General features: G+C 69.8%; 22 protein-coding genes and 3 pseudogenes. 9 read left to right on the top strand and 16 right to left on the bottom strand.

Going from position 1 to position 26,706, the window contains the following annotated elements:
• The first annotated feature begins 68 nt into the window (after positions 1 to 68).
• From O3597_RS06790 to O3597_RS06775, 4 genes are all read left to right on the top strand, one after another.
• Positions 69 to 1,433, top strand: a complete 1,365-nt coding sequence (locus tag O3597_RS06790; RefSeq protein WP_281603543.1) for an acyltransferase — start codon at positions 69 to 71, stop codon at positions 1,431 to 1,433.
• 248 nt (positions 1,434 to 1,681) lie between these two features.
• A complete protein-coding gene (locus tag O3597_RS06785; protein WP_164448203.1) occupies positions 1,682 to 2,530 on the top strand; it encodes a MoxR family ATPase in 849 nt (282 codons plus the stop codon).
• Positions 2,527 to 3,744 carry a VWA domain-containing protein gene (locus O3597_RS06780; RefSeq protein WP_281603542.1) on the top strand — a complete coding sequence of 406 codons (1,218 nt, stop codon included), beginning with the start codon at positions 2,527 to 2,529 and terminating at the stop codon, positions 3,742 to 3,744. Before O3597_RS06785 ends, O3597_RS06780 begins: the two co-directional genes overlap by 4 nt.
• Positions 3,683 to 5,977, top strand: a complete 2,295-nt coding sequence (locus tag O3597_RS06775; protein WP_281603541.1) for a CHAT domain-containing protein — start codon at positions 3,683 to 3,685, stop codon at positions 5,975 to 5,977. Before O3597_RS06780 ends, O3597_RS06775 begins: the two co-directional genes overlap by 62 nt.
• On the opposite strand, the gene O3597_RS06770 is transcribed toward O3597_RS06775, so the two are convergent.
• The 6 genes from O3597_RS06770 to O3597_RS06745 form a co-directional block, all read right to left on the bottom strand.
• Positions 5,970 to 7,256 carry a hypothetical protein gene (locus O3597_RS06770; RefSeq protein ID WP_281603540.1) on the bottom strand — a complete coding sequence of 429 codons (1,287 nt, stop codon included), beginning with the start codon at positions 7,254 to 7,256 and terminating at the stop codon, positions 5,970 to 5,972. The genes O3597_RS06775 and O3597_RS06770 overlap by 8 nt on opposite strands.
• Positions 7,257 to 7,374: 118 nt before the next feature.
• Complete coding sequence (locus tag O3597_RS06765) at positions 7,375 to 8,853, bottom strand: CATRA conflict system CASPASE/TPR repeat-associated protein (RefSeq protein ID WP_281603539.1); 1,479 nt, start codon at positions 8,851 to 8,853, stop codon at positions 7,375 to 7,377.
• Between the two features lie 2 nt (positions 8,854 to 8,855).
• Positions 8,856 to 9,206 (bottom strand): CATRA system-associated protein, encoded by a 351-nt coding sequence (locus O3597_RS06760; RefSeq protein ID WP_164448208.1) that lies wholly within the window; start codon positions 9,204 to 9,206, stop codon positions 8,856 to 8,858.
• Between the two features lie 182 nt (positions 9,207 to 9,388).
• Positions 9,389 to 10,402, bottom strand: a complete 1,014-nt coding sequence (locus tag O3597_RS06755; RefSeq protein ID WP_281603538.1) for a UDP-N-acetylmuramate dehydrogenase — start codon at positions 10,400 to 10,402, stop codon at positions 9,389 to 9,391.
• 59 nt (positions 10,403 to 10,461) lie between these two features.
• Complete coding sequence (locus O3597_RS06750) at positions 10,462 to 10,836, bottom strand: hypothetical protein (protein WP_164448210.1); 375 nt, start codon at positions 10,834 to 10,836, stop codon at positions 10,462 to 10,464.
• Positions 10,837 to 11,047: 211 nt separating this feature from the next.
• The gene (locus O3597_RS06745; protein ID WP_164448211.1) at positions 11,048 to 11,749 is read right to left on the bottom strand and encodes a protein phosphatase 2C domain-containing protein; all 702 of its coding nucleotides are present in this window, start codon (positions 11,747 to 11,749) and stop codon (positions 11,048 to 11,050) included.
• Positions 11,750 to 12,092: 343 nt separating this feature from the next.
• On the opposite strand from O3597_RS06745, the gene O3597_RS06740 reads away from it, so the two are divergent.
• Together O3597_RS06740 and O3597_RS06735 are read left to right on the top strand one after the other, a co-directional pair.
• Complete coding sequence (locus O3597_RS06740; protein ID WP_235944859.1) at positions 12,093 to 13,010, top strand: hypothetical protein; 918 nt, start codon at positions 12,093 to 12,095, stop codon at positions 13,008 to 13,010.
• Positions 13,007 to 14,011, top strand: a complete 1,005-nt coding sequence (locus tag O3597_RS06735) for a hypothetical protein (RefSeq protein WP_281603537.1) — start codon at positions 13,007 to 13,009, stop codon at positions 14,009 to 14,011. Before O3597_RS06740 ends, O3597_RS06735 begins: the two co-directional genes overlap by 4 nt.
• On the opposite strand, the gene murD is transcribed toward O3597_RS06735, so the two are convergent.
• Positions 13,951 to 15,306, bottom strand: coding sequence for a UDP-N-acetylmuramoyl-L-alanine--D-glutamate ligase (gene murD, locus O3597_RS06730; RefSeq protein WP_281603536.1), 1,356 nt, complete (start codon positions 15,304 to 15,306; stop codon positions 13,951 to 13,953). The genes O3597_RS06735 and murD overlap by 61 nt on opposite strands.
• A gap of 48 nt (positions 15,307 to 15,354) precedes the next feature.
• Between murD and O3597_RS06725 the strand changes: the two genes are divergently transcribed.
• A complete protein-coding gene (locus tag O3597_RS06725) occupies positions 15,355 to 16,710 on the top strand; it encodes a hypothetical protein (protein WP_281603535.1) in 1,356 nt (451 codons plus the stop codon).
• 160 nt (positions 16,711 to 16,870) lie between these two features.
• Here the strand turns inward: O3597_RS06725 and O3597_RS28520 are convergent.
• The 7 genes and pseudogenes from O3597_RS28520 to O3597_RS06695 form a co-directional block, all read right to left on the bottom strand.
• Positions 16,871 to 17,896: pseudogene (locus O3597_RS28520) on the bottom strand (helix-turn-helix domain-containing protein); the annotation flags it as partial.
• Between the two features lie 207 nt (positions 17,897 to 18,103).
• Positions 18,104 to 18,817, bottom strand: a pseudogene (locus O3597_RS28515) (PucR family transcriptional regulator ligand-binding domain-containing protein); the annotation flags it as partial.
• Positions 18,818 to 18,865: 48 nt separating this feature from the next.
• Complete coding sequence (locus tag O3597_RS06715) at positions 18,866 to 19,675, bottom strand: RNA methyltransferase (protein ID WP_164448216.1); 810 nt, start codon at positions 19,673 to 19,675, stop codon at positions 18,866 to 18,868.
• Positions 19,676 to 19,772: 97 nt separating this feature from the next.
• Positions 19,773 to 20,159, bottom strand: a complete 387-nt coding sequence (locus O3597_RS06710; RefSeq protein ID WP_216592259.1) for a VOC family protein — start codon at positions 20,157 to 20,159, stop codon at positions 19,773 to 19,775.
• Entirely contained in the window at positions 20,159 to 20,458 is a 300-nt protein-coding gene (locus tag O3597_RS06705) for a metalloregulator ArsR/SmtB family transcription factor (RefSeq protein ID WP_281603533.1), read from the bottom strand. Before O3597_RS06705 ends, O3597_RS06710 begins: the two co-directional genes overlap by 1 nt.
• Positions 20,459 to 20,491: 33 nt before the next feature.
• Entirely contained in the window at positions 20,492 to 21,037 is a 546-nt protein-coding gene (locus O3597_RS06700; protein ID WP_164448219.1) for an RNA 2'-phosphotransferase, read from the bottom strand.
• On the bottom strand, positions 21,034 to 21,897 hold the full coding sequence (locus O3597_RS06695; RefSeq protein WP_164448220.1) for a LysR family transcriptional regulator: 864 nt from the start codon (positions 21,895 to 21,897) through the stop codon (positions 21,034 to 21,036). Before O3597_RS06695 ends, O3597_RS06700 begins: the two co-directional genes overlap by 4 nt.
• Before the next feature lie 71 nt (positions 21,898 to 21,968).
• On the opposite strand from O3597_RS06695, the gene O3597_RS06690 reads away from it, so the two are divergent.
• The gene (locus tag O3597_RS06690) at positions 21,969 to 22,493 is read left to right on the top strand and encodes a hypothetical protein (protein WP_164448221.1); all 525 of its coding nucleotides are present in this window, start codon (positions 21,969 to 21,971) and stop codon (positions 22,491 to 22,493) included.
• Positions 22,494 to 22,558: 65 nt separating this feature from the next.
• Positions 22,559 to 22,873 (top strand): annotated as a pseudogene (locus O3597_RS06685) (Scr1 family TA system antitoxin-like transcriptional regulator); the annotation flags it as partial.
• A 127-nt stretch (positions 22,874 to 23,000) separates the two neighbouring features.
• Here the strand turns inward: O3597_RS06685 and O3597_RS06680 are convergent.
• Both O3597_RS06680 and O3597_RS06675 read right to left on the bottom strand, forming a co-directional pair.
• Positions 23,001 to 25,241 carry a tetratricopeptide repeat protein gene (locus O3597_RS06680; protein ID WP_281603532.1) on the bottom strand — a complete coding sequence of 747 codons (2,241 nt, stop codon included), beginning with the start codon at positions 25,239 to 25,241 and terminating at the stop codon, positions 23,001 to 23,003.
• A 383-nt stretch (positions 25,242 to 25,624) separates the two neighbouring features.
• Complete coding sequence (locus tag O3597_RS06675; RefSeq protein WP_281603531.1) at positions 25,625 to 26,701, bottom strand: crosslink repair DNA glycosylase YcaQ family protein; 1,077 nt, start codon at positions 26,699 to 26,701, stop codon at positions 25,625 to 25,627.
• Between the last annotated feature and the right edge of the window lie 5 nt (positions 26,702 to 26,706).

The raw sequence follows: 26,706 nt of genomic DNA, 5'->3' as shown, positions 1-26,706 counted from the left end.
CGCGGGTGCGCCCCGGGCCGGCGCCACAACCACCCCGGCCGCTGCCGGGACTGGCCTACGCTCGAAGGATGCGCCGCCTGGCCCGCCTCGCCGCCCATACGCCGCCGGACCGGGAGCGCTACCTCGACCTGCTCCGCGCGGTGGCGATCATCCTGGTGGTCCTCGGCCACTGGGCGATATCCGCGGTCGAGTACGACGAGAGCGGCCGACCCGACGGGCACTCGGCCCTGACCACGATGCCCTGGGCCTATCCGCTGACCTGGGCGGTCCAGGTCATGCCGGTGTTCTTCCTGGTCGGCGGGTACGCCAACGCCGCCTCGCTGGCCGCCCACCAGAGCCGTGGCGGCGACGCGATCGGATGGCTGCTCGGCCGCAGCGCCCGCCTGCTGCGCCCGACCAGCGCCCTGGTCCTGGTACTCGCCGGTGGCGCGCTGGTGGCCCGGCTCGGCGGCGCCCAGCCGGACGAGGTTCGCCCGGTCGTCTGGTTCGCCACCATCCCACTGTGGTTCCTCGCCGCCTACCTGGCCGTGGTGCCGCTGACCCCGGTCATGTACGCGCTGCACCGCCGCCTCGGGCTGCTGGTGCCGCTGGCGCTGGTGCTGCTGGTCGCCGCCGGCGACGCCGGCCGGGCGCTCGGGCCGGCCGGCCTGGCCCTGCCCAGCTACCTGCTCGGCTGGCTCGCCGTCCACCAGCTCGGTTTCGCCTGGTACGACGCCCGCCAGGGACACTGCCGCCAGAGCGGCCCACGCACCCGGTGCCTGCCGATGTCCCGCCGGGCCGCGGTTGTGATGCTGCTCGGCGGTCTCGGCGTGGCGGTCCTGCTCACCGGCCCCGGTCCGTACCCGATCAGCATGATCAACCTGCCCGGTCAGCGGCTGGCCAACGCCGCCCCACCCAGCGTGGCGCTGCTCGCGGTCGCCACCGCGCAACTCGGGCTGATCCTGCTGCTACGGCAGCGGGCGGAACGGTGGCTGCACCGCGACCGCCCGTGGCAGGCGGTGATCGCGGTCAACTCGGTCGTGCTGACGGTCTTCCTGTGGCACCTGAGCGCTGCCGTACTGCTCGTCGGCGCGCTGCACGGGCTCGGCCTGTTGCCCACGCCGGAAGCCGGCACGGCGGCCTGGCTGGCCTGGCGGCTGCCGTGGGTGTTGATGCTGGCGGTGGTGCTGGCCGTCCTGGTCGCCATCTTCGGTCCGATCGAGGCGTCAACGGGTCGTCCCCGGCACCTGCGGGCGCCGGCGAGGTGGGCGGGCGCCCGCGCCGCTTTCACCGTCGCCGCATTCGCCGCCGTCGTCTACGCCCTGGCGGCCAACGGCGCGGCGGCCAAGACCGCGCCGGAGCCGCTCGGGTGGCCGGTGGAGGCGCTGGTGGCCTACCTGGCCGGCGCGGGCACGCTGCGCCTGCTCAGGTCCGGGTGGGGCAGCCGAGATTGACCCCGCCGTGGCGCGGGTCCAGCCAGCGGCTGGTGACCACCTTGCCCCGGATACGCACTGCTCGCATCCAGCGCCGGAGGCAGCTGCAATTACTGTCGGCTTTCCGACCCATTTCTCGCCAGGCCGCCTCATCAGGGGTTGACTACCGCACACCGAACTGTTCGTAGCACTCACAGATCTCGATCATCACGCGTTACTGGCTACTCATACGATCGACACAGATTACCGCCCTACGGGAATCTCGAACGATGCCGAATGCGCTCTTCGCTAGCCCGGAACGGGTCGCAGCAATCCTGGCGTCGCAACACTATCTGACAGACCCCGGCCTCGCGGCAGCGGTCTATCTCGCCGATCAGCTTGCCATGCCGTTGTTTCTGGAAGGCGCTCCCGGAGTGGGAAAGACGATGCTGGCGCAGAAAGTCAGCGAGGTTCTGGGTGCGCACCTGATCCGGCTACAGTGCTATGCCGGCATCGATCGCTCGCAGGCTCTATACGAGTGGGACTTCGCTCGACAACTGCTGCACGTGCGCGCCGGGCATGACGGCCGTTCGATCTACCACCGCGACTTCCTGATCGCACGGCCGATTCTGCGCGCGGTCGAAGAGCGACCGTCCGTGCTGCTCATTGACGAGATCGACCGGGCGGACGACGAGTTCGAGGCATTCCTGCTTGAGGTCTTGGAGGGCAAGACGCTGAGCATTCCTGATTACGGGACGATCCAGATCGACGAGCCGCCCTTCGTGGTACTCACCTCGAACGGCACCCGGGAGGTGCACGGCGCCCTCAAGCGGCGGTGTCTCTACCACTGGATAGACCACCCCGATGAACAGCGCGAGGCAGAGATAATTCGACGCAACGTTCCAGAGGTGGCCGGAACTCCGCTCGCTGAGCAGATAGCGGTGGCGATGAACCGGTTGCGGACGTTGCCGCTGGTCCGACCACCCGGTGTGGCGGAGTCGATCGGTTTCGCTCGCGCTGCGGTAAGCCTCGGACGGCAGACCGTGGCAGACGCGGCAGACGAGGCGCTCGGCGTCCTTGTCAAACACCACGAAGACCAGGAGACCGTACGCGGCATCCTCAAGTCAGGCCGGACATGAGGATCCGCGACGACGCGGTTGGCGAGCTGGTCGGCTTCGCCCGCCGGCTACGCGCGGACGGCCTCGCCGTCGACCTCGGGCGGGTAGCCGCCACGCTGCGGGCGCTGGCCTCGTACGGCGTTCTCGGCAGCGATGACCTTTACTGGTCCACCCGACTGACCCTGTGCTCTCGGCGTGAGGACGTACCGACGTTCGACACGGCGTACCGGGCCTGGTTCGGTCTGACACCGCCCACCGTCGGCGTCGCACCGCTACGGCGCGACGCCGACCGAGCCGGTGCATCAGCAGTTGACACCGTAGCGGCCGATGATGCCGCAGATTCACCGATGCCAGGCAGCGCCGGCTTCGTCGAGCAGTTGCGGATGCCGCCACGCTTGTCGTTGAGCCCCACCGACATCGCCGAGACGTCCGGCTTCATCGCCGACTTGACCAGGGCGTACTCCCAGCGTAGAACGAGCCGACGGGTACCCGGTGGCCGCGGGTCGCTCGACGTCCCGAGAGTCGCCCGGACAATGATGCGCCACGGCTGCGAGCCGCTTCGTCTCTCCTACCGGCGCCCCGCGCGCCAGCGTCGTCGTCTGGTGCTGCTGATCGACGTCAGCAAGTCGATGGAGGATCACCGCAGTCTCCTACTGCGGTTCGCCTACGCGGCCGTGACCGCCGCGCCGGCCACGACCGAGGTCTTCACGGTAGGCACCCGACTCGACCGGATCACCGCCCTGCTGCGACGGCCTGATCCGCAGGCGGCTATGGACGCGCTGGCCGATCGACGCGCCGACTGGGACGCCGGAACCAGACTCGGCGCTGCGGTCACCACGTTCACCCAGACGTGGGGCGAACACCGGATGGTACGCGCGGCAAACCTCGTCCTCTTCTCCGACGGCTGGGAGCCGGCCGGGCCTGCCCCACTGGTGGCACAGATCGCGCGGCTGGCCCGATTGGCCCACCGCGTGATCTGGGCCTGCCCGGACACCGCCGAGCCGAACTTCACCCCCGTGGCGCCGGCCCTGGTGGAAAGCCTTCGCTACGTGCACCTGGTAGCCGCCCACGACCCTGCTGCGTTGCGCACACTTACCGCATTACTGGCCTGTACCACATGTGGACCGCGCTGTCCGCGCCACCGCCAGCCAGCGAACTGGAGAGTATCGCCCCATGACCGTGACATCCCGTTCGCTCGCCCGCGACACGATGCTGACCCTGGCGCAGCACGCTGAGGACGCGATGGTCGCGTTCCGCAACCGGGACAAGTTGGCGGTGGCGGTCGGCAGCGAGCGGGCCATGTTCCAACACGCTGTCCAGGCCTACCTGAAACAGGCCGCCAGCGGTTCAGACGAGACACGTGCCGACCTGGACTGGTCCAACCGCAGCATCGCACTGCGCAATGCCGCCGACATCCTGGGCTTCTGTGCCTTCATGGGCACCGAGTTACCCGACCAGCACGACGTCGAGGAGCTGTATCGGGCGGCGCTCGCGCAACTGCGGCCGCTCGGCACGGGAAAACCGGCGCTCGACCGGCTCTCCGAGGTCACCACCACCTATCGGTTGGTGAGGAGTTTGCGGGTGGGGGGCCGACACACCGAGGCGCTCCGCGAGGCACGCCTTGATCCGCCGTTCTACAAGGCCAGTGGTGCCGAGCCACGGATCGCGGATGTCCAGTTCGAGACCGGTGCCTGCCTGTTGGCGATGGGTCGGCCCCGCCAGGTGTTCAAGGCCCTCGGCGAGTCAGGAGAGGCCTACTGGGAGGCCACCGAGGCCGCCGCATACTCCACCCGACATCGGTACGGGTTCGTCCTCGCGCTCGCCGAGCAGTCCGTCGGCGAATGGGACCGCGCCATCCAGCGGATGGAGGTGGCACTGGAACATCTGGTCCGCCACCGCGTTCCCGACACTCGTCACCTCACGTACGAGTTGTCGTTGACCCTGACACTCGCCGAGACGCTGGCCGCCGCGTTCTCCCGGTCGGAACGGGCGGTCACCCTCGCCCAGCAGGCGCTCGACGTCGCCGAGCAGATTCGTGAGCGATGGGGGGTGATCGCCCGTGCCCGGACGCCCCTGTCGCGTGCCATCCGGCGGGTCTATGGGGATCTCGCCCTGTTGGCGGCACAGCTGCGCGACAGCACCATGGCCGCCCAGCTCGGTCTGCGGGTCTGCCTCTCGGCCAAGCAGACCGGATTCGCCAGCCACCTGCGCGCCGCCGAGCCACTGTTGCCGCCCCGGATCCGTGGTCTGGTCACCCAGGCACTGGCCGCCGAACGCCTCACGGTGGCACCGGAGAGCAGCCAGGACGTGTTGCGCGACCACCGTCAGCAGCAGGACCGTACGCTCGCGGTGTTGCGTGACACGATTCAGCGAAGAATCAACCCGATGTTGGCCGACATGATCGTGCCGACCGCCACGGACGTCAGCGACCTGCTGCGGGCCCTCGGTGCTCGACACGCGCTGGACCTCGCCGGGCTGCCGGACAGCCTGGCCGAGGGGACCAACTGGTTCCGAACGCTTATCACTCCCACCGGCGATGTGCTGTTCGACAACTTCGTTCCTGGCGATCACTTCGACGCGTACTTCGCCGGGAGGGGAGGGCAGCAGCCATTCAAGGACCGTCTTCACCACGACGACGCCCAGCCGAACTGGCACGCCCTGGCGGTCGAGATCCTGCCCGACGAACTGCTTCATCGACTGCGAGAGTCCGCCACTGAGGAGAACCCGCTGGAACTGCTGATCTCCGCACACCAGGAGCTGAGCCTCCTGCCCTGGGCCGCCCTCAAGGTCGACGAAGCTGGCACTCGGCTGGTACATCGCGCCGTACTGACCCATACTCCGGCGTTGACCTGCGTGTCGAGGCCGCACCCGCCGGCCGTGTCCGGCCCGGCGCTCGTCCAACTGATCGCCGAGAACGATCTGTGGGTCGAAGGCGAACGCCAGGCATGGAACCTCCCGGTGACGGACGGTCCGATTCCGCTCAGCCGTTGTGCGCTGGACGGTGAGCCGCCGCTACCCACGACCCGTACCCGGCTCAGCGACGAGCTGTTGGACCCCGAGGAGGGATGGCGATTCGTGCACATCGCCGCCCATGGCGACGGCACCGGTCTTGATCAGTACCTCGCCCTGCCGGCTGAGGCCGCTGGGCAGCTCTCGGCCGCGCAGGCGCTCGCGCTGCGCTGGCCGGAGTCGACGCTCATGGCCTCCTGCCACATCGGGCGTGTGGTAAATGTGGCAGAGGCCGAGCCGGTGGGATTCGTGATGGCGGTGCTCACCGGCGGCAGCCAGTGCGTCGTGGCAGCGATCGACAAGGTGCCGGACGTGCCTGCGGGACGGATGTCCCGGCATCTGGTCCAGATCATCCGTGGCGGCGGGGTACGGTTGGACCACGCACTGCGAAGGGCCCAACTGAACCGTGCCCGCGAGCACGAACTGTCCTGGGCCCTCTTCAACGCCTACGTCAGATAGGTCGCTGCCGGGTCAGTGGAATACCAAGTACCGCGGACACCCGCTCAGCCCGTCCATTCTCGTGCGCGTACGCGTCGAGCACGTACCAACGGGCCCGCCAGTCGCGAAAGCCGGCGCTGCCGCCCATCGCCACCCGGCAGGCCTCGACGCTGTCGATGAAGCTCGGCATGACGGCGCTACCGATACCCCGGTGCACGCTCCGCTGCTTGCGACGACCACGGGCATCGGTCACCCGCTCGGTCATCCAGGCACACATCGCCTCGACCGCCTCGTCGTCGAGCAGCTCGTGAGCGAGAAAGGGCGCGAACGTCCACGAGCTGGGCAGCCGCAGACCGGGCATGAGCAGCGCCGCGCTGAGTCGGGTCTGGACGATCGCGAGCTTGAGGGTGTCCCGAGGCTCGATCCGTTCGCCCTTGGAGTTGACGATCGGACGCTCGACGTAGTCGTAGGCATTTTTGAAGCGCTCACACAACCGGCGGCGGGTGTCGTCCCAGCTCTCGTCGTTTGCGAGCGGCAGCCGACCGAGTTCGTCCATGTTCGCGGAAAGCGCCAGCATCAGCAGCACCGCACGGGCCGTCATGATGCCCGGATTGATGAAACTGGTGGGTAGCGCGAGGCGGGTCTCGGACACCTCGTCGGCGAATCCAGGCCCGTTGGCGATCCGGTCAGCAGCGGCCAGTGCCTGCTCACCGACGTCCACCCCGTTCGTCAGCTGGTCGAACATCCGCTGCGCGTACTCGGTCTGGTCGGCCGACCCGTACTCCTCCGCCCAGTGGCCGATCACCCGCTCGGCTACTCGACAAGCCGTACCTGCCTCGGCGAGGTTGAGTTGCAGCAGGATCTCGTCCAGTGCCAACGAAAACTCAGTCCGGTCCACGGCATCGGGTGAGCGACGGGGGTACGTCATGTACTCGCCGTGCCGGTTACGGGCTTGCTGGTGCTCCATCTGCGCCCGCAGGTAACCATCTTCGGTATCACGCTTGGACTCCGCCAACGCCTGGGCGCGCAGGGCACCGAGGGCCCTGGAAGCATGTTCCGGCCAGGGCAGCATCAGCGCCGCGTTCTTGGTCCTGGCGATGAGCTCGTACCTTGCCTTGATCGCGGCCAGCACCTCGGCGTCGTCCTCTCGACGGCCGTCGCTGATCTGGGTGAGAGCGCTCCAGGTCGCCTCGTAGATCAACCAGCCCATCAGCGGCAGCCGCGCCGCGAGATGGCGAGGAGGCAGTTGCGTCCGTTCCTCCCGTCCATACTCCTCGACGTCGGCTTCGATGCTCCTCACCAGGTCGTCGTCACAATCGATCTCGCCCGCGCGCAGGGCGTGACACAGTGTCCGCAGCCGCTCAGCGCTCATCATGGTCAACAGGTCTCCACATCGATCGGACCGGGGATTGTTCGGTTCACCAGGATGTATGGCGCGAGCGCGTGGCTCGCCTCATCGCGATGAACCCCACCGACACGGCCGCAGCGGTGATCGCTACGGCAGTCCTGCTCAGCTGCACTGTCGCCGGATGCCCGGTGCGCCAGCGGATCAGCGCGGTCGTCGCGAGCCAGACAAGGGCGGACGCGACCGAGATGCCCGCAAGCCCGGCCCACAGCCAGCGCCATCTGGATTCAGGTCTCGATCGCAAGGCGACGGCGAGCGGGATGAGCAACGCGACACAGGCGATGGTGACCACGGAGGGCATCTTCAGCGATGCGTACATCGGGATGGAGTAGTCGAAGGTCTGCGCGGCGGCGAGCAGCAACCCGATCGCCGCGATGACCGAGGTCTGCAGCACGGAGCGGAACTCCGCGCGTTCGCCCTGCTCGCGCAGCCGTTGCTCGATCTCGGCTGTGCCGATCCGAGCCATCGGCTCGGCGTAGCTCACCGCGTCTCGAACGGTATCCGCCTCGTCCAGAATTTCTACCAGCAGCCATTTCGCGTACCGCAGATCCTGACCGACCGGGTCAGACACATGCGGGGCCACCACGTCGCCACCCACGTCAGGTGAGACCGGCTTCACCCACCCGGCTTCCAGCCAGACCCTAGCGTTGGCGGTCGCCGCCTCCACGGTGCGATGCATCGTACGCAGCACCGCCTCATGGGCGGCGACAAGCGCCACCTCGCGCCGAAGCGTCGACAGCATCGCCTCCCGCACTGCCGCCCCCCGTGGATGCTTCACCTCCGCACGCTCGAACCGTCCGGCGCGTTCGAGCAATGCCTCGGGCTGGTACACCATGCGCCGCTCGGCCAGTCGTCGTGCCTGGTGCCGCACGTTGGCCATCTCCCACAGGTAGGCGGGCAACGGACGCAGGACGGAGTGTCCGTGCGGCCAGACCAACCGGTCGCTGTCGCACTCACGGTCGGCCGGCGCAAGGAGTACCATCACCCGCTCCAGCCGATGCGGCTCCGCGGCGCCGCCGACCTCCCAGAGATAACAGCCTTCGAAAAGGACGGTCGGCGCAGCCTGAAGCGAGCCGAGCCCGTCGGGCAGTGCCGCCGCGACAATCCCGGCAAGTCGATCTGGGTCGCCGTCGCCGTCGTACAAACCGTAGAAGAGCCGGACCCGACCGGAGTATCCGCTGTCCTGCGGCCGACCGAGGGCGTTGCGCCAGTCGCGGTCGAACTCGCGCCAGGTGCCGCTGTCGTCGTCCGCCGCAAGGCAGACGAGAAACGCTGCGACACGCGCGGTGACGTACTCAAGAGCCTCGAAGATCAGACCTGGGGTGGGTGAGGAGAACAACCTACGCGCCGACTGGCGGCTGGGGCGGGCCTCTGCCACTTCGGACAGGTTGGCGATGCCGAGTGTGCGGCATGCGGCAACAAGCGAGGCGAGTACGTCGCGATGCGGCCCAGTGTCCAGATAGTTGTACACATGCAACGCCTGACGACGCACCCTCATCGCTGTAGCTCGCCCGTGTCGTGCGGAATTCGCTGCCTAACGAGCCTGATCCGCCCAGTCAGGTTGTCGCTGCTCGTCCGCATCGGGGGAGGCATCGGCACCGACTCGTCCGGCGGTTTCAGCTCGGACCTTGCGCCATGCCGGAAGAACCGCAGATCGATGTGCTCTCGGGCGCTGCGCACGCCTCCGAGGTCCGCACGGTCCAGGGCTTCCCCCATGCGCTTTACCGCGTCGTCGACCGCTTCCCATTCGACGAGCGGCAGCTTGCCTTTCTTCCGGACGAACTCGAGCGTCTGTACCGCCTCGTCGAGGATCTGAACAGCTTCAACATCGCCAATGTCAGCCATCGACATGGATGGTAGGCGAGGCGGCCCCGTGGGATAAGTCGGCCGTTGGAATACTTCGCCTATCGTTAGGGCAGCCTGCCCGCGACACGGGTAGCGCCCATTATGGACGTTCGGCCGACGAGTTTAATTCGTACGCCTCACGAATGTCAGTGACGCCGCCGGATTCCCGGGGGACTTCATGATCAGAAAGAGCAGTTGACGAGATCACATTCGGGGCCGAGCCGAATGCCGAAGCGAGCCTCCACCCCGTCCCGGATGTGCGCCGCGAACTTCATCACGTCAGAAGCGGTGGCTCCGCCGCGATTGGTCACCGAGAGCGCATGGCGGGTGGACAGCGACACGGTGCCGTTGCCCCACTCACGGCCGTAGCCACGCGGGAAGCCGGACCGCTCGATCAACCACGCCGCCGGCAGCTTCGTACCCTTGACGTCGAAGTAGCGCGGACATTCGGCCGCGCGTTCCGGTACGTCGGCCAAGACCGGGTTGACGAAGAACGAACCGACGCTCCATGTGTCATGGTCCCGTGGATCGAGCACCATGCCCCGGCTACGTCGCAGTTCGAGCACCGCCTGTCGGACGTCCGCGGGGGCCGCGGTGCCACCGACCTCGATGCCCAGTCGGTTGGCCAGATCGGCGTACTCGATGGCTCGCGACTGCTCGCTGCGGCGCAGCCGGAACGTCACCTCCACCACCACCCAGCGATCACTACGTTTGAACACCGACTGCCGGTGTGAGCCGAACCCGCAGCGGTCCGCCGGCCACCGCTCCAGGTCGCCAGTCGTGCGATCGAACACCAACAGTGATTCGAGGACGTCCGAGGTCACCGTGCCGAACGCGCCGACGTTCTGCACGGGCGTGCCGCCGGCTGCGCCGGGAATGCCGGACAGCGCCTCAAGACCGGCAAGCCCCTGGTCAAGACTCACCCGCACGACGTGGTCCCAATCGACTCCGGCGGCGGCAGTCACCCGCTCGCCGTCGACGTCGAGCTCCGAGGAGCCGACCTTGATCACCGTGCCGTGCCAGCCGATATCGCCGACCACGAGGTTGGATCCGCCACCCATCACCAACAGCGGAACATCCGACCCGGCCGACTCGTGCAGCGCATCGACCAGTTGCGACATGGATTCGGGCACGAGCAGGCGGCCGACGGGCCCGCCCACCCGCATAGTCGTGAGGTCGGCGAACGTGATGGTCACGCCGCTCAGCCTACTGTTCGGTCGCCGGGCGGTCGGCTGCGTCTCCCCACGCGCGGGGCTCAGGACGACGAGTGCAGGCGACGCGCAGCGACCTCGACCGCGCTGTCGCAGATCGAGCGGTACTCAACCGTCGGGATCCTTCGCAGTCGGAGGCCGGCCAGGATGTTCACCGACCAGGCCACCATCTCCTCCGGCTGGCGACCGTTCACCTCAAGAAACAGCTCGACATCGTGATCGTTGGAGGTCCGCTCAAGGTATTCCTGCACCACTGCAAGGAGTGCGGTCCCGAGCGCCAGGGCGCAACCATGCCGACTCTCTTCGTCAGCGCCCGTGTCCGTCGCCGCCATTATCCGGTCCAGCAACCTCAATGCGTCGACGGCTGCCAGGCGATACCCGTCCTCCAGGGAAACCCGGTTGCCAATGTCCTCGATCACGGCACGTCCCGTCGAGCCCGGCCCGACACCGCTGCGATAACGACAGTTCATGCTAGCGATCGATGTGCGGGGTGACTTGTGATTGTGGTCTTCCTGGAAGGAAGTCGACTCACAGTAGTCAAGCCGCGTCACCGTCCTCGTGCAACCGGACTGTCGGACTCCGGTCAGAGGATTCATCGCGTCTTGAGCCGAAGGCGAGTCTCCGGATGGCTCAGTAGCTCAGGAGGGCAAGGGTCGCGTCGTCGTGCCGCTTGAGCGGACGGCGACCCGGCTTGACGAGCAGTTCGGGATGGCTCATCTCGTACGCGCGCACGGTGTCGATGATGGCGCGAGGTCCGGACCGCTCGGCCAGCTCGAAGACATCGGCCCAGCCGAGTCGAAAGAACTCGGTGAGCCGCGAGGCACCATCGGTGCACAGCAACATCCGGCGTAGACCCGCCCGGCGGACACTGCCGGTCACCGCCTCGGCTGCCGCCGCCGGATCGGTCGATGCCACCCAGAAACCGCCCGGCCGGTTGCGCAGCTGCGCGACGGCGTGCCGATCGTAGGCTGGCAGATGATCCGTGCGGTCGTCATGCACGGCGGTGATGCCTTCTGCGTTCTCGTAGACCACCGACGAGTCGCACAACACGAGGTAATCCACCCGGTCTCCCCGATCGCGCACCATGGCGACCGTCGACGACGGACTGTGCGGGTTCGTCAGGTCGCACCGGCCGCCGTGGTGGTGACGCAACCGGTCGATCGCCGCTGCCAGGATGCCGTCCAGGCCGCTGCTCTGGTTGTCTGTCAAGGCCTCGGTCAGGAAACAACCGAGCGCCCGTACCAACCACACGGGGTCATGCACACAGCCGGTGTCCAGCCCGGGCAACTGCGTGACGCCGTCAAGAACGATCACGAAATCCGCAGTGGCCACGACGTGATCCTCGTTGGGTCGGTCCGAGCCCGGCGCGCTGGCGAGAGCGATGTGCATCCTTCGCCCTCTCGATCCTTGCCACGATGGACGACGACGGACGCCACTCGGCCGCGGGCACCATCCGCCTGGCGGATCTTACCGACCTTTTCGGTGTGACTGTCGTATCGGGGCGTCGCCTGTCGATCAATACTTGACGGCCCTAGTATCGATGCCACGCCGTCGCTGAAACTGCGAGAGGAACGTCGTGGTCGCATACGAGCCGGTGATGCTGCCGAGGTGCCCATCGCAACCGTCGCCGCAGACGATCGTCGCGGACGTACATCACTGGGCCACCTCTGCGCCCATGCGCGATCTGGTCGACGCCTTCGGCGGCGCGTTTCCCGCGACTTCGGATGATCTGACGGCTACCGGAGTGCTGCTGAAATGGCTCGATGACTTCTCCGCCGGCTGTTGGAACTTCCGGGCCGGCGCCGAACGTCCGGCGGCACCCGAGCCCGAATTGGATGGTGACACAAGGGCGTTGGTGTTGTCGGCTGCGGTGGCGCTCGGTCTGGTCGAGGCCACCAAGCCGCTGCACGAGCAGTACACCCACCTGATCGTGCTCGGCGGCATGGCGCGTGCCTGTCTGCAACGGACTTCCTACGCCGCCGCCCTGATCAACGGTGGATTCGTCGGCCGTCCGGAGGTGGCGGCCCTGGGCAGCTTCCGGCCCCTCGCCACGGAGGAGCAGGCACTGCTCGCAGCACACGGGGCGGCCGGCGGTGCGACCGAGATGGACGCAATGGACGCCGGTGTGCAGCGATACCTCGGTCTTCGGTCGCCGATCGATGACGAGTCCGTCCTGGACGGGAGCAATCAGAACCTCTCCTGGCGGGTACGCACATACCAGCGCGACGACACGCCGACCGTGCGGGTGCTCGCCGCACCCTCCAGCGACCCGGCACGGCGGGCCAACACCGGCGACACCCAGCGGTACTGGGCGCAGCGATTGCAACTAACCGCAGAGGATCGCGTTCTGGTGGTCACCTCGGCGATCTACGTACCGTTCCAGCACGCCGACGCGATCCGGACCCTCGGTGTCCCCTTCGGAGTCGACGTGGACACCGTGGGAGTGGAAGCCGACTGGTCCCACGAGCCGACTCTGCACCAACCGGTGACTCCGGGGAAGTACCTACAGGAGATCCGCTCGGGCATCCGGTCGATGCGCTGGCTGGTCACGGCGGCGCAGCAGGCGACGGCGCCGACGACCGCGCCAGCGTGACCGGCTTCCCGGCCGTCGAACTGCCCGGCACTCGTTCCCCCGCTGATCCGGCGAGGCTGATCGAGGCGATCGACGGCTGGACCGGCGCTGCTGCCCTGCGCACCCTCGTCTCGACGTTCGGCGGGGCGATGCCAAAGGGTAAGCTCGGTGACCGGTTGGACTGGCTCGACAGCTTCTCAAGGGTCTGGGACAGCCGAGACGGCGGCGAGCGTCACGAGTCCCGGCAGATCGACTACGACCGGAGCATCCGTGACCTGGTCGATCGAGCGGCCATGTCGCTGGGTTTGCGCGGTCGGCACCGCCCTCGGCACATTCACTACCGGCACGTGCTGGTAGCCGGTGGTGGCGTGCGGACCTGTGTCGCCCGGTCGGCTTTCGCCGTCACCCTGATCACCGGCGGCCTTGAGGCCGATCAGGTCGCGGGACTCGGCAGTCTACGACCGGTCACCGATCAGGAACGCGGCCACGCCCGCAGTCTGGGCCTACCCTGCATCGAGATCGAGTTCGACGGCATGGACGCCGGGCTGCGGCGTGCGTTGCGGCTCGACCGGCCAGTCGTCGACGATCTGGTGCCGGGCGCCGGGTCCGGCGGCTGGCGGAAACGCACATACCAGACCGGGTGCCGACTCGTCCACGTGCTGGCTGCCCCGTCCAGCGAGCCGGCGATCCGCCGCGCGAACACCGCGGACACCCTGCGCTTCTGGGCCGAGCAGGTAGGACGTCCCGGACCCGAGGATCAGGTGCTGCTGGTGACCACCGATCTGCACGTGCCGTTCCAGCACTGCGACGCAGTCCGCACCCTCTCGCTGCGCTACGGCTGCGGCGTCGACACCGTGGGGCTGGAGCCACAGGCGTTGGCCGACCCGCAGCTGCGGCACGCGTATCCGACATCGGCCGTACTTCAGGAGTTGAGGTCCGCCGTGCGATCGATGCGCGCTCTCTACGAGGCGCTGCCAGCGGTTTCCTTGATGGCCTCGCGAAACGCCTCAGACCGGTGTTGATAGTTGCGGTAGCGACCGTAGCTGGGGGCGGCCGGTGACAGAAGTACCACCCCGCCGGGTGGCGTGAGCTTGCGGGCCTGCCGGACCGCGGCCGTCAGACCCTCGGCGATCTCGCTATTTACACCTGGTAGATCGGCCAGGGTCGCGACGATTCGAGGACCGCTGTCCGGGATGCCGATGACAGTGATCTCTCGTTCGGCAAGGTGATCGCGCAGCGGGCCGTAGTCCACTCCCCGGTCATTGCCACCGAGGATCACCGTGAGCGGTCTGCCGTCGTAGGCGTCGATGGCGTACATGGCCGCGTACGGGCTGGTCGCGAGGGTGTCGTCGACGAACGTGATGCCCGACGGGTCGGCGATCTCGGTGAGTCGGTGAGCCAGGCCCTGGAACTCGGCGACCGCGATCGCCAGGGTGTCCTTGCGCGCGACCACGTCCACGCCGATCGCGCCGAGCACCGCCAGCGCCACGCAGAGGTTGCCCTCGTTGTGCCGGCCCACCAACGACAGCACCGCACGCGGAAACAGCGGCTGATCGACCAGGTGGAACCAGGGTTCGCCGTCCGGCCCGACCGCCACGTTCACTGAATCGCCCGTGCCGGCGCGTACCGCCGCGCGGTCGCCCAGTTCCACGTCCAGCCGGGGGTCGCTGCCGTTCACCACGACGGTACGTGGACCATAAGCGATCAGGTTGAGCTTGTCCCGGTAGTACTGCTGCTCGCTGCCATGGGCGTCGAGGTGCTCCGGGAAGAGCGCGGTGACCACGGCGACTCGGGGTGATTCGGTCAGATCGCTGCACTGGTAGCTGGAGAGTTCCAGCACATACAGCTCCGCCTCGGGCAGTTCGAGTGTCGGTACGCCGATGTTGCCACCGAACACGTTCGACCGGTCGACGGCGGTGAGCAGGTGGCTGATCAGGCTGGAGGTGGTGCTCTTTCCCTTACTGCCGGTCACCCCGATGGTGCGTTCGGCATGGTCGGCCATCCACAGGGCCGTACCCTGAGTGATCAGCACGCCGCGCTCACGCAGCTGTGGCATCCAGGGGTGGGTCTGCGGCACTCCCGGCGAGCGGACCACCACGTCCGCAGCGAGCAGGCGCTCCAGCCCAGCCTTACCGCTGACCAGCGGCGCCGCCTCGGCGACAGCGCCCACCCAGGGCAGCGACAGGAAGTCCTCGCGGTCGTCCACCGCCACCAGGGCCGCCGGACCGTGCGCGGCGACGGCGATGGCCGCAGCCATCCCCTCACGGCCAGTGCCCCAGATCGCCACAGAGCGTCCGCGCAGGTCAGACAGGTGCACGTGTGATCTCCTTGCTCGCGGCCAGCGCTGCCCGGACTAGTATGACCTGTGCCCAACAAGCAGCTGGCGCGGATGGACGCGTTCACCTTCCCGTCCTACTCGATCGACCTGTCCACCGGCGAGGTGTTGCTCGACTACGCCCTGACCGGGCCTGACGGCGAGCAACGGTTCACCGAGGTGGTCACGTTGCCGGTGCCGGCGGAGTCCCCGTCGGACGCCGCCGTGGCGGCGCTGGGTCGGGTGCTGGAGCTGCTGCACGTGGTGGCCGGGGTCAGCTACTACAAGACGGCCGCGCCGGGGCAGCTGGTGCTGCCGGCACCGCTCGGCCCGGCCGCCGTCGAGCTCGTCACGGCCGTCTACACCAAGGGCCTCGCCGAGTACGCGTACCGCAACCAACTGCCGCACGTGCTGGAGCTGACCCCGCGCGTGCCCGAGGGACGGGTCAAACCCGCGGCCGAGTACGACAACTCCGACCGGCGTCCGCTGTCGGCGGTCGGCGGCGGCAAGGACTCGATCGTCAGCCTGGAGGCGCTGCGTCGGGCCGGCCTCGACCCGGTGCCCTTCTCGGTCAACCCGAACCACGTGATCAACGCGGTGAACGCGGCGTCGGGGCTGCCCGCTCTCGCGGCCCGGCGGCGCATCGACCCGGTGCTGTTCGAGCTGAACGCGGCCGGCGCCCGCAACGGCCACATCCCGGTCACCGCGATCAACTCCCTGATCGCGGTCGCCACGGCGGTGCTGCACGGCCTGGGTCCGGTGGTGATGTCCAACGAGCGCTCGGCGTCGGACCCGAACCTGATCTGGAACGGTCACGAGATCAACCACCAGTGGTCCAAGGGCGTCGAGGCCGAGGGGCTGCTGCGGGCGGCCCTCGCGGAGCACGCCGGGCTGGCCGAGCCGTACTTCTCGCTGCTGCGCCCGCTGTCCGAGCTGCACATCGCCCGGTTGTTCGCCGGCATCGACCGCTACGACGACGTGGTCACCAGCTGCAACGCCGCGTTCAAGCTCCGCGACGCCAGTGAGCGGTGGTGCCGCGACTGCCCCAAATGCCGGTTCGTCTTTCTGGCCCTGGCTCCGTTCATGCCCCGCGAGCGGATCACCCGCATCTTCGGCGGTGACCTGCTCGCCGACTCCGCGCAGATCCCCGGCTACCGCGAGCTGCTCGGCATCGACGGCCACAAGCCGTTCGAGTGCGTCGGCGAGGTGGAGGAGTCGGTGGTCGCGCTGAGCCTGCTCGCCCAACAACCCGACTGGCGCGACACCCCCGTGGTGACCGCTCTGGTCGCCGCCGTCCCCGAGCAGGCGTGGTCCACCGCCGCCACCTCCGACACCTTCACTCCAGCCGCCGCCGACCACCACATCCCCCCCACCTACCAGAAAACCCTCCAAACCCTCACTCCCTAACCCACCCACCCCACCACCCACCCCACCGCCCACCCCTCCCGAGCAACGCCACGGTTGATCATGAAGTTGTTGTCATCGATATCGACGTGTCGCAACAACAACTTCATGATCGACGAAGCTGGCGGAGGTCCGGGGGGCGGAAGGGGGTGGGAGGGGGCGGTCAGGGGGTGCGGATGGCGTCCAGGGCCAGGAGGGCTACGTGGAGGGAGAGGCAGGCGTCGACCGAGTCGAGGTCGACGTCGAGGACCCGGCCGATCCGGGCCAGCCGCTCGTAGAACGCCGGGCGGGACAGGTGGGCGACGGACGCCGCCGCCGACTTGTTCCGGCCCTGCTCCAGGTAGGCGCGTAGGGTACCGAGCAACTGCTCCCGGGGATGTTGCGCGTCGTAGGCGAGTAGCGCGCCGAGCTGCCGCTCGACGAAGGTCTGCACCCGGGGCTCGTCACGCAGCAGGTGCAGCAGTCCGGCCAACCCGACATGCGGCAGCCGGAAGATCGGCAGGTCACGTCGGTCCCGGCGGGCCGCGTCGGCGACCTGACGGGCCTCGATCAGTGACCGGCGCGCCTCCCGCAGGCTGCCCACGCCGGATCCGGCGGCGATCAGCAGCCCGGCGACGGACCGTCGGCCAGCACTCAGTGCCAGCGCCTCATCGGAACGGCTGGACGCTGGCGGGTCGGGGCGGGACCGGCGCAGCGCGGCGGCGAAGGCGGACAGTGCCCGCTCCTCCGCCGCCGCGTCCGGCAGGGCGAGTAGGACACCCACCGTCTGGTCGTCCAGGGCGCTCGTGAGCCCGGTCAGCCCGGCCTCGCGCAGCGCCTGTCCGGCGGCCTCGGCGAGGTCGCGCAACCGGGCCGGCCCGGTGTCGGCGTGGTCGAGCACCTCGCCGGAGTGTCCCGGCTCGGTGAGCGGCCCGCTGCCCGCCGGTTGACGGTGGCGCACGGTCTCCGCACCGCCGTCGTCGGCCCGGTGGCGGACCACCACACCGACGAGCAGACGGCGTTCCAGCACCACCCCGAGCGCCCGCGCCCGCAGGGCCACCTCGTCCACCGGCCAGGAATGGTCGAGCAGGGCGGTGAGCAGGGTCCGGTGCAGTTGGCGTTCCAGCCCTTCGGCGTCGCGTCGGATCAGCCGACCGAGGGCCAGCGTGGAGGCGGCCCGCTCCACCAGAATGGTCAGCCTGGTCGGTGGCGCCGAGAACGAGCCACCGTCTCCGGCCGGGACCGCGTCGGCCCGTCCGGAGGCCGACGCCGAGGCGGACCGCCCACCAGCCGACGCCGAGGCGGACCGCCCACCAGCCGACGCCGAGGCAGACCGCCCACCAGCCGACGCCGAGGCAGACCGCCCGTCGGCTGGCACCGGCAACGGCTGCCCGCCAGCCAGGTCGCCACCGGGCGGCCAGCGCAGCAGCAGCCGCCCCCAGTCCTGCCCCCGGGCACCCACCATGGTGACCAGCCAGCCCCGGTCCGGGTCGTACGCCGTCCGACCCTCGGGCCGGATCCGCCGTGAGTGCTGCTCCCACCCGTCCAGCAGCAGCTCGGCGCTCTCCCCCGCCGGGTCGTACGCCAGCACCTGGCGGGACAGGTTCTCCAACACCACCGGGCAGCCGGACAACTCGGCCGCCTGCCGGACCACCTCCCCCGGGTCCGCCCCCTCCACCGACAGCTCGGTGAACCGCTGGTGGATCTCCTCGGTGGCCCGCAGCTCGGTGAGCTGGGCGTCCACGATCAGGGCGTGCACCGCCTCGGTGATCCGCACGAACGGGGTGGCCCGGCGCAGCTCCACCAGTGGCAGGCCGTGGCGTTCGGCGGCGGCCACCATGACCCGGGGTACGCCGTCGAGGTAGCGCCGACCCAACTCGACCACCAGTCCGGAGACGCCGACGCCGGCCAGGTCTCCGATGAAGGCCCGCAGCCCGGTGTCGTCGCCGGGCAGCCCGATACCCGTGGTGAGCACCAGCTCACCGCCGCCGAGCAGGGTGGCGATGTCCGGTACCTCGGCGACGTGCACCCAGCGCACCCGACGGTCCAGCCCGTTCTCCCCCGCGACCAGGCGCGGCGCGCCGTGGCGGACCGGGTCCAGGGCGAGGACCTCACGCACGGTAGGGAACACCCGCGACACGCTACCGTCCGTGACACGTGGGGGCCGCTTGGCGGTGCCTCAGAGTGGGTCGTCGCGGCCGAGTTCCCAGCAGGCCACGGCGGTGGCGGCGGCGACGTTCAGCGAGTCCACGCCACGGCGCATCGGGATCACCACTCGGGCGTCGCTGGCGGCCATCGCCGCGTCGGTCAGCCCGGTGCCCTCGGCGCCGAGCAGTAGCGCGGCCCGGGACCGCCGGGCCGGGTCCAGTCGTTGGATGGGCACCGCGTCCGGTGCCGGCGTCATCGCCAGCACGGTGAACCCGGCGGCCCGCACGTCGGCCAGCGCCGCCGGCCAGGGTTCCAGCTTCGCGTACGGCACGGCGAAGACCTCACCCATGCTGACCCGTACGCTGCGCCGGTAGAGCGGGTCGGCGCAGGTTGGCGAGAGCAGCACGGCGTCCACCCCCAGCCCCGCCACCGCCCGGAAGATCGCCCCCAGGTTGGTGTGGTTGTTGACGTCTTCGAGGATCACCACGCGACCGGCGGCGGCGAGCACCTCACCGGCGGCCGGCAGCGGTTTGCGCCGGAACGAGGCGAGCACACCCCGGTGCACGTGGAACCCGGTGGCCTCACGCAGCACGTCGGGGGTGGCGGCGTACACCGGGGCCTCACCGGTGTCGAGGTCGGCCAGTTGGTCGACCCGCTTGGCGTCGACGAGGAAGGACCGGGCCGGATAGCCGGCCCGCAGCGCCCGCCGCAGCACCAGCTCACCCTCGGCGATGAACAGGCCGTGCGGCGGCTCCCAGCGGGTACGCAGCTCGACGTCGGTGAGCGCCCGGTAGTCGGCGATCCGCTCGTCGTCGGGCTCGGTGATCAGGTGGACGGGCACCCGCCGATTCTGCCGGACCCCCCGACACCGGACACCGCAGGTGCCGGCGGTACGCCGGCACCTGCGGGGTGATCGTCCGGCAGAATCGGCGGGACGGCTACTTCATGGTGGCGAGCTGGATCAGGTTGCCGCAGGTGTCGTCGAGCACTGCGGTGACCACCGGACCCATGTCGGTCGCCTCCTGGGTGAACTCCACGCCCAGCCCCTTGAGCCGCTCGACCTCGGCGTACACGTCGTCGACGGCGAACGAGGTGAACGGGATGCCGTCGGCGACCAGGGCCTGTCGGAACGGACCCACCGCCGGGTGGCCGGCCGGTTCCAGCAGCAGCTCGACACCGTCGGGGTCGGCCGGCGAGACGACGGTGAGCCAGCGGTACTCACCGGCGGGCACGTCGGTCTTCTTGGTGAACCCCAGCTTCTCCGTGTAGAAGGCGAGCGCCTTGGCCTGGTCGTCGACGAACACGCTGGTCACGTGGATACGGATCACGGGTGTGGTGCCTCTCGGTCGATGGGCCACCGCTCGACGATCGAGCGCAGCGGGCTGGTGTCGATGTGGTGGAACTTGTAGCGGCCTGCTCGCCGAGTGCGGACCAGACCGGCCTGTTCGAGCACCGCGAGGTGCTGTGAGATCGCCTGGCGCGAGGAGGTCAGATGGTGCTTCATGGTCAGACGGCTGCAGATCTCGAAGAGCGTCTGACCGTCCCGGTCGATCAACTCGTCCAGGATCGTGCGTCGCGTCGCGTCACCGATGGCCTTGAACAACAGGTCAGGGTCGGCGTCCACAGACACAGTTATAGGCAAGTGGCTGCTTGCCTGTCAAGCGGACCCGGCACCGATGATCCAACCGGGTGGGACGTGGTCGGTCAGCCAGACGCCGTTGACGGCCCGGTAGAAGACGAACCCGTGGCGGTGCATGCCGGCCGCGTCGATGCTCAGCACCACCGGGACACCGCGTCGGGCACCGACCGTGGCGGCGGTCTCCGGGTCCACCGACAGGTGGACGTGGGTACGACCGCGTGGTCGCAGCCCCTCCGCGCGGATGCCGGGCAGGTGACGGGCCACCGTGCCGTGGTAGAGCAGCGACGGCGGCACCACGGAATCGAGCCGCAGGTCGACGCGGACCGAGTGGCCCTGCGCGGCCCGGATCCGCCCGGCGCGCAGCTCGAACCGCCGCTTGTCGGTACCGGCGACCAGCTCGGCGAGCACCTGCCGGCTGACCGGACGGCCGTGCCGGGCGAGCGCGGCAAGCAGCACGTTCACCTCGACCCAGCCGCTCCCGTCCAGCGTGATGTCGATGGCGTCCGGACGATGACGGAGCACGTACGCGAGGAACCTGCTGGCAGCGGTGAGCCGGTCGGTCACCGGTCCGTGCCGAACTGGTCGAGCAGGTCCCGCACCACGGGCCGTCGAGCAGGCCGCCAGGTGGCCCAGTACCGGACCTCCGGCAGGCCGTGGATCGGGACGGCACGCAGACCGTCGGGCAGCCCGACACATCCGTTGACCACGGTGGCGCCGACCCCCAACGCGGCCAGGTGCACCAGCAGGTCCCAGCCGTCGACCTCGGCGGCGACCTGCCAGCGCACGCCCGCGTCGTGCAGGGCACGGTCCAGCGCCCTGCGATGCGGGCGCCCGGCCGGCGGTACGACGAGATCCAGGCCGTCGAGATCACCGAGCCGGACCTGCCGGCGCGTGGCGAGCGGGTGCTCGGCACCGAGTACGAGCACCTGCCGGTAGGCGGCGATCTGTCTCGCCTCGACCTGCCGGCCGGGCGGATCGTGGGCGACCACGGCCAGGTCGGCCCGCCCACTGGTGACGGCGGCGAGGGCGGCGTCCCGGTCAGCGGTGATCACGTGGACCCGGCGACCCTGGCGGCCGATCCGCTCGATCGATTCGCCGATCACCCACCGCAGCGCGCCCCGGCCGGCCGCGATGGTGAGCGTCGGCGCGGACTCGTGGTCCAGCTCGCGCAGGAACTCCTCGGCCCGGCGGCGTGAGTCGAGCGCGTACGCGGCGAGGCGGTCACCGGCGGCCGTCAGCGTCAGCCGGCGACCGTCGCGCTCGTACAGCTCCACGCCGAGCGCGGTGGCCAGCTTCCGGATCTTCACGTGCAGGGACGGCTGGCTGATGTGCAGCTCCCGCGCGGCGGTGGTGAAGTTGCGGTGCTCGGCGAAGACCGCGAACGAGCGCAGCGCGTCGGCTTCCAGCAGGTCCCGCCCGTCCATAGTCGGTAACTATAGGGGGCATCGCGAACAATAGTTCCGGATGGTAGTGAGCGCGCCGCATCCTGAGCGGCATGACGAACATCCTCCCCCGCCTCGGCATCGACATCGGCCGGGTGATCATCGACGGTCCGGCCCATCCGGGCGGCGGTGACACCGCCTTCTTCAGCGGGGACGAGGCGACCATGCTGGCCACCCCCGAGGTGCCCGGTGCCGTCGAGACCATCGCCCGCCTCGTCCCCCTGTTCGACGGCCGGGTGTGGCTGGTCTCCAAGTGCGGCCCGCGCGTGCAGGCCCGTACCCTGCGCTGGCTCGCCGGCCACGACTTCCACCGGCGCAGCGGCGTCCCCCACGACCACGTCCGGTTCTGCCGGGCGCGGGCCGACAAGCGGGCCCACTGCCGCGACCTCGCCCTGACCCACTTCGTCGACGACCATCCCGAGGTGCACGCCGCCATCCGGGGCACCGTCGCCCACCAGTACTTCTTCGGACCCCAGCGCCGACCGGTGCCCGCCTACGGCCGACCGACACCAACCTGGGCCGATGTGGAACGCCTCGTCCTGCGTACGCTGCACGTCGCGACCCCGCCGAGTCCCTGACCGCGACCGTCGCTGGTGGTGCTCAGCGACCGAGGCGTCACAGCGGTACGCTCGGGCGGCGGCGGGTGGCCGGCGCCGCCACTCGCCAGACGGGACGGTGCGGGGCACCGATCACCACCGGTACGCACATCGACCTCCACGGCAGACCGTCTGGGTGCGTTTGTTGTCGTTCCCACGACAACAAACGCACCCACAGCAGGCGCAGGACCGAGCCGCCGGACGTTGGCCGGCTCGTCGCGGTGATCGACGAGTCCGTGCTGCGCCGCCGGGACGCCATCATGGCCGAGCAGCTCGCGCACCTGCTGCGGACGGCCGAGCTACCGCCCGTCCGCATCCAGAGATCGTCCCCGCCAGCGCCGGCCCTCGCAGGCCCGACCGCGCTCGCGAGTTGCGGCATGTTGCGGCCTCCCGCTCCGCTGACACCCCAAGATGCCGCAACCCGCGAACACAGCCACCGGGCGGGCCGCACGGCCGCCGGGTGCGCAGCGCGTGCCGGCAGCGCGGTGGTCAGGGTGGCGACAGTCGTGACAGCGTGCGGTGGGCGTCCTCGGCCGCCGGGTCACCGAGATCGTCGAGGATCTGCGCCGCCCGTCGCCACGCGTCGACGGCCCCGGGGACGTCGCCCGTCGCCTCGCGCGCCTCGCCGAGCCGCTGGAGGGTCTCGGCCTCGTGGTAGCGGTCGGCGGACTCGCGGAACAGCGCGATGGCCTCCTCGTAGCAGCCGGCCGCCCGATCGTGCTCGCCCAGCCGGGCGTGGGCGAAACCCAGACTGTCCAACGTCGCCGCCTGGCCGTTGTGGTCGCCGCTCGCCCGTTGCTGCACGAGCGCCTCGGTGCAGCTCTCGATCGCCCGTGGGTAGTCCCCGGTGGCGGCGTAGAGCCAGCCGACCGCGTTCAACGCCCGAGCCTCCCCGGCGCGGTTGCCGACCGACCGGTAGAGCCGCAGCGCCTCCTGACCGTGGCGCAGCCCCTCCTCGGGTCGCCCCCGCATGTAGCAGACCTCGGCGTGGTTGTGCAGCGTGAGCGCCTGACCGGTGGGGTCGTCCAGTCGCCGGTGCAGCTCCAGTGCGCGCAGCAGCCGTTTCTCCGCCGCGTCGAGGTCGCCGAGGCGGGTCTGGGCGCGGGACAGCAACCGGTTGGCGACGGCTTGGCCGGCCAGGTCGTCGACGCGCTCGGCCGCGGCGAGGGCGACCTGTTGGGCGGCGCGTTGCTCCTGCCACAGACCACGCGGGGCGAAGAACGTGGTGAGCGCCCAGGCCAGTTGCCAGGCGTACGCCTCGAAGCCGGTCTCGGCGGCCTGACGCACCGCCCGCAGCAGCACCTGGTGCTCCGCCGCGAACCAGCCGAGCGCGGCGTCGTGGTCCTTCGAGACGGACCTGACGTTCGACGGCACCGCGGGGACCGGGTCGATCGTCGGCCACTGCGGCTGGAGCAGCACCGCCGCCGGATAGGAGCTGTGCAGGTAGTAGTCGAACAGCCGGTGGCGTGCCTGCCGCGACTCGTCGGCCTTCCCGGCGGACCGGGTCAGCTCGGCCGCGTACGCGCGGAGCAGGTCGTGGAAGGCGTACCGGCCGGGCAGGTGCTCGGCCAGCAGATGTAGCCGCGTCAGCTCCCGCAGTGACGACGCGACACTCGCCGGGGTCTGGCCGGTGAGTGCCGCGGCGGCCTCGGCGGTCAGATCCGGACCGGGGTGCAACCCCAGCAGGCGGAACAGGCGGGCCGCCGGCCGGCTCAGCGCCAGGTAGGACCAGGAGAAGACGGCGCGTACGTCGCCGTCGGCCAACGCGTCCAGCATCGCCTCGTCGGGGCGCAGGCTGGCGGCGAAGGCGTCGAGCGGAAAGCCGGGATGCAGCGCCATCCGCGCCGCCACGATCGACAACGCCAGCGGCAGCCGGCCGGTCGAGTCGATGATGTCCGCCGCGGCGGCCGGCTCGGCGGCCAGCCGACCGGCGCCGAGCCGACTGGCGAGCAGACTCATCGACTCGGTGCCGGTGAGTACGTTCAGCCGGATCGGGTGCGCTCCCTCCGCCGCGATCAGCCCGGACAGTTCGTCCCGGCTGGTCACCACGACCACGCAGCCGCCCGCGCCGGGCAGCAGCGGCCGGACCTGCGCCGAGTCGCGGGCGTTGTCGAGCACCAGCAGCATGCGCCGCTCGGCCAGCAGGCTGCGGTGCAGTCCGACGCGGGCCTCCAGCCCGGCCGGTATGCCGGTGGCCGGCACGCCGAGCGCCTCGAGGAAGCCGCGCAGCGCGTCGTTCGGATCGACGACGTCGGCCTCGTCGTAGCCCCGAAGATTGACGTAGAGCTGGCCTTCGGGAAACGAGCCGGCGGCCCGGTGCGCCCAGTGCAGGGCGAGCGCGGTCTTGCCCACCCCGGCCATTCCGGAGATCGTGAAGATGGCCACCGCCGGACGCTTCGCCGGTTCCGGGTGGCGGCCGGAGTCGAGGGTCTCCAGTTCGGCGCAGCGGCCAACGAAACCCGGCACCGCCAGCGGCAGTTGCTGCGGTCGTTCCCCCTCCGGGGCGGCCAGGTCGGGGTCGGCGGCGTGGATGAAGTGGACCCGGTCGGCGGCGGACAGGTTGAACGCCTCGGCGAGCAACCGGACCGTCGACGCGCGCGGCCGGGCCACCCGCCCGCTCTCCACGTCCCGGATGCTGCGCACGGCCAGCCCGGTGGCGGCCGCGACATCCTCCTGGGTCAACCCGAGCCGTCGCCGGTGGGCCGTCACCATCTGACTGAACCGGGCCATGCCCATCCACTCACGGCCTCCGGTCCGAAGTGGACCCTTCAGCCTCTCGACGGGAAAATGGATGTCCGGTGATGGTTTCTACTGGACGGCGTTGCCCATGTCGAGCCGGAGCCCGACGGCCGGGACGGCGCGGGCGGGTCCGTCTCCTCAGGAGTTGACCACGCTGTCGGTCGGGTTCTCCGCCACCGTGGCAAGGCTCAGCGTTGAAAAACCGCTGCGGGAGGGTCCCGTTGACAGAAGTGTCACCCGCAGCGGTTACCAGGAACGCTATTTCCACGAACTGGGGCCATCCAGGAGATTGACCGGCAGTTGACCGGCAGTTGCCGGCTGGACCGCGTCACGCCGACCCGGTGGTCGGCCAGCCGGGGCCATCCGGGCGGCGACTACGACGACCGGGGTCGGGTGGTCTCCAGATTCAGCCAGGTGGCGAGAGCCTCGATCTCGGCGTCGACCTCGGCGGTCATCGCCGGGGTGAAGGGGACGTCCTCGTGCAGTGCGTTGACGACGAGGACGCCCGCCTTGCGGTCGGCGGTCGCGTCCAGCTTGCCGACGAGCCGGTCGTGATGAAGGACCGGCAGGGCGAAGTAGCCCCAGCGGCGTTTCTCTCGGGGCTTGTACATCTCCAGGAGATACTCGTAGCCGAACAACTGCTCGGTGCGTACCCGATCGTGGATCAGCCGGTCGAACGGCGACAGCAACGCGGTACGCCCCTCGAACGGCAACCCGAGGTACGCCGGGTCGACCCGCCAGGTTCCGGGTACGCCCTCGACCACGGCCTCCTCCCCGGCGAGGCCGACGAACGGCGACTCACCCGGGGTCAACGTGCCACCGGACCGGGCGATGCCCAACGCGGCGAGCCGGCGCTCGTCGCGCAGCCGGGCCGCCTCGCCCGGATCGAGGTCGGGCAGGTCGACCGGGTAGACCCGCTCGGGAAGATCCCAGTAGCGCTGCCGTCCCTTGCGGCCGGCGATCGCCACCTCGCCGTGCCGGGCCAGCAGTTCGTTGCGGTTGTTGGTCCAGCCGCTCGACGGCCAGGGCACCGCACTGGTGTCCGGGATGTCCCGGGACAGCAACGGGCCCTTCGCCGCCAGCACAGCCAGGATGTCCCGGCGGAACGACGCGTTCTGTTCCAGCCAGGCCCGGGCGGACGGATGGGTCGCGGCGCGGGCCTCGGCGATCACGGCGGGCAGATCATCCGGCGTCCGGATGTAGGCGACGGTCTCGACCAGGCGGCGCTCGACCTCGATCGCCCTGGTCAGCTGCGCGGGATCGTAGGTCGGACCGAGTCGGCTGAACAGCACGAGATCGGCGCTTGGCGCAATGGCCGCCGTGGGATCGAGTTGCAGGACCGTGAGCCGCTCGACGACCGCCACCAGGTCGCTCGGGCGCGGCACGGCGAGCAACTGGGCCCGGACCGCGATCCGCCGGGCGTCGTCCCGCGTCAGCCGATGAACGACCATTCCGC

The organism is Verrucosispora sp. WMMA2044 (assembly GCF_027497155.1).
GTDB classification, from domain to species: Bacteria; Actinomycetota; Actinomycetes; order Mycobacteriales; family Micromonosporaceae; genus Micromonospora; species Micromonospora palythoicola.
This window is presented reverse-complemented; position numbering and strand designations above follow the sequence as displayed.